Annotated in this window: 7 protein-coding genes; 4 read left to right on the forward strand and 3 right to left on the reverse strand. The window is 48.4% G+C overall.

What is annotated here, in order from left to right:
- Position 1: 1 nt before the first annotated feature.
- On the reverse strand, positions 2–1117 hold the full coding sequence (locus Q4579_RS12625) for an efflux RND transporter periplasmic adaptor subunit (protein ID WP_303564699.1): 1116 nt from the start codon (positions 1115–1117) through the stop codon (positions 2–4).
- A 481-nt stretch (positions 1118–1598) separates the two neighbouring features.
- On the opposite strand from Q4579_RS12625, the gene Q4579_RS12630 reads away from it, so the two are divergent.
- The 4 genes from Q4579_RS12630 (at position 1599) to Q4579_RS12645 (ending at position 4984) form a co-directional block, all read left to right on the forward strand.
- Positions 1599–2291 (forward strand): DUF4336 domain-containing protein, encoded by a 693-nt coding sequence (locus Q4579_RS12630; protein ID WP_303564701.1) that lies wholly within the window; start codon positions 1599–1601, stop codon positions 2289–2291.
- A gap of 140 nt (positions 2292–2431) precedes the next feature.
- Entirely contained in the window at positions 2432–3475 is a 1044-nt protein-coding gene (locus tag Q4579_RS12635) for a M14 family zinc carboxypeptidase (RefSeq protein WP_303564702.1), read from the forward strand.
- A gap of 2 nt (positions 3476–3477) precedes the next feature.
- Entirely contained in the window at positions 3478–4266 is a 789-nt protein-coding gene (locus tag Q4579_RS12640) for an alpha/beta fold hydrolase (protein WP_303564703.1), read from the forward strand.
- A gap of 163 nt (positions 4267–4429) precedes the next feature.
- Entirely contained in the window at positions 4430–4984 is a 555-nt protein-coding gene (locus tag Q4579_RS12645; protein ID WP_303564704.1) for a hypothetical protein, read from the forward strand.
- A 358-nt stretch (positions 4985–5342) separates the two neighbouring features.
- Here the strand turns inward: Q4579_RS12645 and Q4579_RS12650 are convergent, their stop codons facing one another.
- Both Q4579_RS12650 and Q4579_RS12655 read right to left on the reverse strand, forming a co-directional pair.
- Positions 5343–6113, reverse strand: coding sequence for a DUF4376 domain-containing protein (locus tag Q4579_RS12650; RefSeq protein ID WP_303564705.1), 771 nt, complete (start codon positions 6111–6113; stop codon positions 5343–5345).
- Positions 6114–6125: 12 nt separating this feature from the next.
- Positions 6126–7928 (reverse strand): hypothetical protein (locus tag Q4579_RS12655; protein ID WP_303564706.1); only part of this gene is annotated, 1803 nt, incomplete at its 5' end.

Genomic DNA, 7928 nt, shown 5'->3' on the forward strand with positions numbered 1-7928 from the left:
CTCAGTTCTCCAATTTAATCGCTTCAACCCGATCGCCGGGCCGAACAAACCCCTGGCCGACAGTAATCACATCAACCTGACCGGAAAAACCACCCAGCCAGGTGCCATCACCGTCACTTTTCACCACATTCACTGGGGTAAAGACAACGGCATCACCTTCAACCGTTTTCACGCCGAGGTTACCCACATCATCTAAAGCCAGTACCGCAGGGGTAACTTTGATGGCTTCAGTTTCTTCCAGTGGCACCTGCAATTCAGCGCTGGTTCCTGCCAGAAGCTGCAAATCAGGATTGTCAAAAGAGACTTCAATTCGGAATGTATTTGTCGCTTCATTCGCCACTTTTGAGATGTAGCGTACTTTGCCTGAAACAGGAATACCGCCCACTAAACGCGCATTTGCATCCTGATTGAGCCGGATTTTCAAAATGTCGGATTCCGTAACATCTGCACGTACAATCAGCGGGTTGATATCAGCAATCATGCCGATCGGGTCGCCGACCTGAGCGTAATCTCCGACTTCAACCAAGCGATCATTCAAAATACCGCTGAGGGGGGCACGAATTGTGGTTTTCTCAAGTGCCAGTGTCAGTGATGCAACATTAGCCTGAGCATCAACCAAAGCCGCTTCGGCTTCAGCCAGTCGCGCCCTGCCCTGAAATCCTTTCGCGTTCAACTGCTTGACACCATCATATTCAATCTGACGTTGTTTCAGTTGTGCTTTGGCCCGTCGAAGTTGTTCCGGGCGATCATCTTTGGCCAGCAATGCAATGATTTGCCCTTCTTGTACAAAGCTTCCCCGCTGCGCGACCACTTCAATCACTCTGCCCGTTACCTCGGCTTTCACCGTGGCCTGACGGCTAGGTTCCGTTTTACCGTACAGCGTCAGACTGCGGTAAACCTGCTCAGCCTGAAAAGTGGTTATTCTGACTTTAGGTATTGGCGCCTGAGCTGGTGTTTCAGTGGCAGTCGCCCCCGGCGCCCCGGTAACTTGCGCTGTATGTTCTTCTGTCTTACTTTGACCCGACAGCATCCACACAATGATTGCTATCGTAATGCCGATGGCATAAAAATAAGGTCTGGCAGACAGCCACCTCGACAAGGCCTGAAGTCCTCTCATCATCATCTCCTTTTATGACGAAACGTCACGATCACCATGACTCAAGTCTAACGCAATTTTTCCCGACTCATTTTGAAATGATGATGAAACGCTGTGACACCATCATCAGCTTTTACTGATAAATACGCTCAATAAAACCTATGGGATTCTACTTGCCAGACGAATAGATAAAAAGAACCATTTCCTTGTTTTAACTGTATTCAGTTGAATATGTTAACTCACATATAAAAATACATTTTGATTGTATATTTATTTTATTTTCATTGAGATGACAGTCGTGGAAAATACATGGAATGAGTGAGTTCACGGCATACCAGAACAGCATTGCAATTCCTCCGATATTCATTCAGCCAGATGCCACGCTGAAATGTTCACAACCACCGCTATCTCAAAATCACGTCAATACAGGTCGCTATTTCTGACAGAAAAAAACTCTGATAGACTCCGCCAAAACAAGGGATTGGCTTTTAGGATGAAAGCAATGATTGAATGGCATCGAAATCGCATCTGGTATGTTGACATGCCCTGGAAACGTTTTGGCGTTCCTGTCGGCAGCCGGATGACCGTGATCCGGTTAGAAGACAATCATTTGCTGATTCACTCACCGATTCAGCTCACAACGAAAATCCAGCTGACTTTATCAAAGCTTGGACGTGTACAGGCCATTGTGACCCCAAACCTGAACCACCATCTGTTTTTATCAGAATGGTGGCTGGCCTACCCGCAGGCAACCTTCTATGCACCACCCGGCCTGGCATTAAAACGTACCGATCTTGTTTTCGATCAGACACTCAGCAGCCAGTGTCCGCCGCAATGGCGCGGACAGCTGCTGCAAACCGTCTTACGCGGTTGCGATGTCTCGGAAGAAGTTGTGTTCTGCGACCCAGACTCACAAACCCTGATTCTGGGGGACACCATGGCCTGGATGAAAAATCAGTATCATCCGGCAACCGTTGCGCTGGCGATAGCCAACGGCTGTTATTTTCGTCCGGCAATGCCCCTGTATTTTCGCAAAACCTTCCACGATAAAACCCGGCTCAGACAATCTCTGCAGGAAATTCTGACCTGGCCGTTTGACCGGATTCTGTTCGCACACGGGCAAGTCATCCACGAACACGGTAAACACCTCTTTTCTGAAGCATTTCGCTGGGCACTCGCTTCAGTGGATTCCTGAACACTTCGGATAAATCGGGACTAAGCTCAATCAAGACAATCACTTTTTAGGGCTGCTGCAATCTCACTGTCAGCATTGTCGTGCACACTCATGGCACGGACTTTCAAAGCCCTTTTTTTCAGAAGAATGATGAGGTAGGAGTGAATATTGCTGAACGTTTGCCCGAACTTGCCCAGCTTGAGACTTTAATTCAAACCCATGCGGGTCATCGTCCCGATGAAATGCGGGCAGAGAAGTTACTGGACATTCATTACCAGTCTCAAAGTTTTCCGATTTATGAATGCAGATTGGGGAATCCTGCCCCGGACCTTCCCTGCCTGTTTCTGGTGGGCGGGGTTCATGGACTGGAGCGAATCGGGACCCAAGTACTTCTGTCCTTTCTCTCCAGTTTATGTGAACGACAAAAGTGGGACATCAGCCTGCAACGTTCACTACAACAAATGCAAATCGTTACAATTCCTTTGCTCAACCCGGTCGGCATGGCCATGCAATGGCGCTCCAACGCGCAGCATGTTGATCTGATGCGTAACGCACCAGTTGACAGTATTGAAAAAACGGCCTGGCTCGTTGGCGGCCATCGCTTCAGCCGTAAAATCCCCTGGTATCGTGGCAAAGCCAATACTCCCATGGAAGCCGAAGCACAACTGCTGGTGAATCGCGTCATCGCACAAAGCGAGCACAGCCGTTTTATGATTGCGCTGGATTGCCATTCCGGTTTCGGCGTGAAAGACCGAATCTGGTTTCCCTATGCCAAAAGTAAACAAACCCCGGTGTCACACCTGGGCAGCATTTTTCAGCTCAGAAACATGTTCTTTCAGGCCTATCCCCATCAGAAATACGTGTTCGAACCCCAAACCAGACACTATACCTGTCACGGTGATCTCTGGGATTACCTGTATGACCAAATCACCGCTCAGGGCCGGACTTTATTACCGCTGACACTGGAGATGGGCTCCTGGCTGTGGGTGAGGAAAAATCCGCTTCAGCTCTGGCATCCGCTTGGCCTGTTCCATCCGCTGAAAAAACATCGTGTGGAGCGCACACTTCGTAAACATCTTGTTCTGTTAGACTTTCTGATCAATGCGACCGAAGCTTATACCAACTGGTTCAGCCATGAACCTCAGGGAGAACACTGGCAACAGGCACATTCACTCTGGTACCGCGACAATTTTCAGGAATCCTAAGTATGAACCAAAGCCATCGACCGATTATTCTGCTCCGGGGGTTATTACGCGAACAGCGTCACTGGGGCGATTTTGTACGTCAGTTGAAGCTGAAGTTTCCCTTTCGGACGGTGATTGCATTAGATCTGGCCGGCAACGGCCAGCGATTTCTGGAAACGTCCCCCGCAACGGTGAGTACGATGGTGGATGACCTGCATCAGCAACTGCATTTCCTGCATGCACGTCAGTTAGAGATACCGGGCGCGCCGGATGCCGGTACTTATGATCTGCTGGCCATTTCCATGGGCGGCATGATCGCACTGGAATGGGCTCGGCTCTACCCGGAAGAAGTCAAATCCCTTGTGCTGTTAAACACCAGTGACGGCAAGCAATCTCCTTTCTTTAAACGTCTTCGCTGGCAGCAATACCCGAAGATTCTCCGGCTGATATTCAGTCAACCCGGTGTACAGGAAGCTGAAATCCTGAAAATGACTTCGAATATGTTTCCAGATGATCCTGACATCTTAAGATCATGGCTGAAATGGCGTAAAGAATACCCGACTGATCGGAAAAATCTGCTCAGACAACTCAATGCTGCTGCCACCTTCCGCTATAAAGATGTCCCGGACAAACCTGTACTGCTGCTCGCCTCTCAGCATGATGAACTGGTCGATATATCCTGCAGTCAACTGCTGGCTGAACACTGGCGGTGCCCGTTGCATGTTCACCCCAGCGCGGGGCACGACTTGCCGCTGGATGATCCGGATTGGGTCTGCCGCTTGGCAATGAACTTCTGGCAGGACATCAACTGATTCCTGCACGCTCCTTTAGAACAGACTTGAGTTTCTGAATGACTCACATCCGACTCGTCTCATGCTTGATACGCCTGAACCGGAACTTTGTCGGTATTCTCAAGAGTGATAAGCCTGATGCACGATGGCGAAATTCATTGATGTGTATCGCGAAGGAGAATCCATGATGTATCGACACAGTATCCTGTTCGTTCTCATCACTGCGGGTCTGGTGGGACTTCAAGGCTGTAGTTCAGGTGAAAATGACGAAAATGCAGCTGCAGAGGCGGCCACTTCGCCGTTTGATAAAACCCAGACGATCTATCTGCCTGTCCGGACAGACAAAACACCCGGCACGAAAAACATTGCTTTTCAGTTCACGAACCTCGCCTATTTTCGCGAAGGCCTGCAATATGACAATCCGGCACAATTTACAATTTTCGATGACGGTAGCTGGGAATACTATGCAGAAAATATCGTGAACAGAAAGATCACTGGCGATGATACTGGTTCAGGCGGCGCCTGGACGCAGACCTTTTATGTCAAATATTACAGCGACTGGGATCAGTACAAACGGCAATGTGCCGGCACCATCATTCATTCCCAAAACTACGATCTGGTCACCGCAAAATATAATGTCGAACTGAAGAATTACAGCAAAAAAGGAATCGATGACAGTTTCAAACAAAAACTACCCGGCATTCGTTGTATTGATGCCTTCCAGCAATGGCACAAATAAAAACAGCCCCTGATTGATCCGTTCAATCAGGGGCTTTATCAAATCTATTAGTTTATTCAGTGTTCATGACATGCATAGAAACGTTATGAAAAAACTGAAAACCAAAGCATTGTTTTATTTCAGATTATTTCGGCGCGGCAAACACCTGAGTCCAGTAAAGGAATAAAACAAAAAACCTTTTATTATCAGCAAGATAATGAAAATTGACCTTTATCTCACTCCCCAAAAAACCCCATACTTACCCCCTATTTTGCCCCAAAATTGCCCCATAAATTACCCACCATAATGAGCACATTTCTTCCCTAAAATATTTCTAGTCTTGAATGTAACTTCCCAGCATTCAAAAGGCTTCACCCATTCAAGTTTTCACCACCTGATATTGCCGGTGCAACAGTGCGGTACGTGTTCGAATCGCCAGTACCACTTTTTCAAGATCAGCTTTCGTGACCAGAATTTCAGTGTTGTTGGCCAGCGTCCATTTCATCTGGCCATCAACAATCAATCCGGATTCGATGAGCTGCTGATCGTTCACCAGGATATCCCAGCCGGTGACTGTGCCAGTCATATTCTCATACGACTGCAGATCAGCATCAAACACATGGCCATCCACAATGATCGGTGCGTACCGTCCATCATCGCGGGCCTGTTTCGCTGCCGTCACCAGGTACGGCTGTGCGTCCTGCACGGAAAACACAGGTTCCGGCGGCAAGGCCTGCGCCGGTGGCAACTCCCCGGTGTCCTCGTCTGGCTCCCGTGCGTCATTCTGAGCGGTGATCTCCTGACAGATGGATAACCACGCCAGATACTCATCATGGAACATCCAGCGGTCATTCTCGTGCGCACATTCAATGAACGTCTCAATGACTGCCTGCGGTTTACCCAGCAGGGCGACGCGTTCCACATCCGCCCACGATTTCCGCTCACCCGGTGTTTTCTGGATGACATAAACCACATCAATGAAAACGGGCACCTGTTGGGTGCCAGTCTGCGTGTTGCCTTCTCCATCCTGCCATTCGTGAGGCTCTTCTGAATAAACCTGCTCACCGTTCTCGATGAGCGGTTCATGCCGAGTTTCCGTTTCATAGAACGGGGCCAGCGCGGCTGGTACGTCTGTGATTTTTTCAAACATCGATCAGCCTCCTCAGCTGTTGATTTTGGTGTAGCCGTAGGGAATGGCCAGTTCGTGTACGGCCAGTTTGAGTGTGTGGCCATTGTCATCGGTGTATGTCTTGTCTTTATCCGTCAACTTGAATGTACCATCACTATCCCCCCAGGTTCCGGATGCCGAATCAAAAAACACTACCTGGCCATAGAACTGCATTGAAGTGACACCATTCGTTTCAGTTTGCGTAGCCAGCACTTTTGCGGCATATCCATCACTGGACTCAATCGGAATTGCCACATGACCTGGTTCAAAACCAGAGGAGTAAATCAGATCACCGATTGATGCATTCACGCTGTAATTCAGCAGGGGTGAAGAACAATAACGGAAACCATTTTCAGTTTTCAGCGAACGACTCAGTAAAGAGTCGATCAGGACACTTCCACGGTCAGACCGATAATCAGACGTAATGAATACATCACCAACCCCCTTGTAATAATTCAGAATTTTCTTACTGACACTGGGTTTCGTCTGCTTGGCGAATGCCTGGCATGAGTTGATCTGAACGTGATTCGCTGGATGTGATGAGGTGTATCCATTCTCAACGGCGCTTGAAAATGACAGCGTACTCCCAGCCCACGTCGCGCCTTGGTCCGTCGTATATTGTCGGCTACCGTTTGAATCACCTAACCCACTGACAACTTTCCGAGAAAATGTGAATTTTTTCACATTGCCATCCGGTATCAATGGATTCCAAACACCACACCATCCGTTTTTCAACTCAGGGATCTGAATAATTTCATTTGGATTACCAATAACCTCAACAACGTTAAAATTACCGCTCACCTCCATAAAAACTGCATGCTCGAAGATCGGGCTTGCACTCAGTAGGTCTAAATCAACATGGCCGCGAGATACAAAATAGAACGGGCTGCTAAAATCAATATCTCCGCTATAATCGCCATCAACTGGAAGACCATCAACATAACGACGTATCTGCAGCCAATAGTCATTGCTATGCGGCGCGGTTTGATAAACATGGCCATTATGGAAAATTAACGAGTTCGTTGCTGCCAATGCAGTATGACCCGATGATTGCCCCCGGCTGATATACGTCACCTCTCCATTACTGCCCACCTGATTAAATGACAATCGGTTATCAGCCAGAACTTTTTCACAGCCACGGTATGTACCGGCTTCAAGCTGCTGACGAATGCGGGCCGCTTGCTCAACACTTCCCATATCATGTGCTGATTTTCGGCAATCCAACACCCCACCATAGCCATCAGCATAAATGGCATCGTAGTACCGCCGATCTGGCCTTCCTGAAATGGTCGATCCAATCGAGCCAACTGGACCTTTAGATCCATTGTTTGGGTACTGATATCCGTCTGTATACGGGTAAAGTGAAGTTGGTTTAATAAAGCAATGCTTTTTCGTTTTTGGAGTGTTTAACAATGTCGCATACCAGCTCGAACTGGCTGATGTTCCCAGGTCATTAATTAATGCCCCAGCTCCAAGGGGATTCAATGTCGGATGGTATGCTCCTTGGTTCAAGCGGGAAGCTGTGCCCAACACCATAAAGAAACAGAGTCCATTCACACCCAAATCGCCATTCAGCTGACCTTGGCCATTGTAATAGTTGGATGCCCCAAACAGCCCTTGCATACTCCCATGAACATTTTTAAATTGATTCACGGAGGGGGCGTAGAAATAGGGGGAAGCGTTCGTGAACGCTTTATCATAGACAGTGCTTCCTTGCGGACGAACCAGGCTTTTAGAGTCAAAAGTTGCTGCCGGAGTCTTGTCCGGTGAGATCCCTTCCCACTGCCCGTTGCCGGG

Source organism: Photobacterium sp. 1_MG-2023 (assembly GCF_030547945.1).
In the GTDB taxonomy this organism is placed as follows: domain Bacteria; phylum Pseudomonadota; class Gammaproteobacteria; order Enterobacterales; family Vibrionaceae; genus Photobacterium.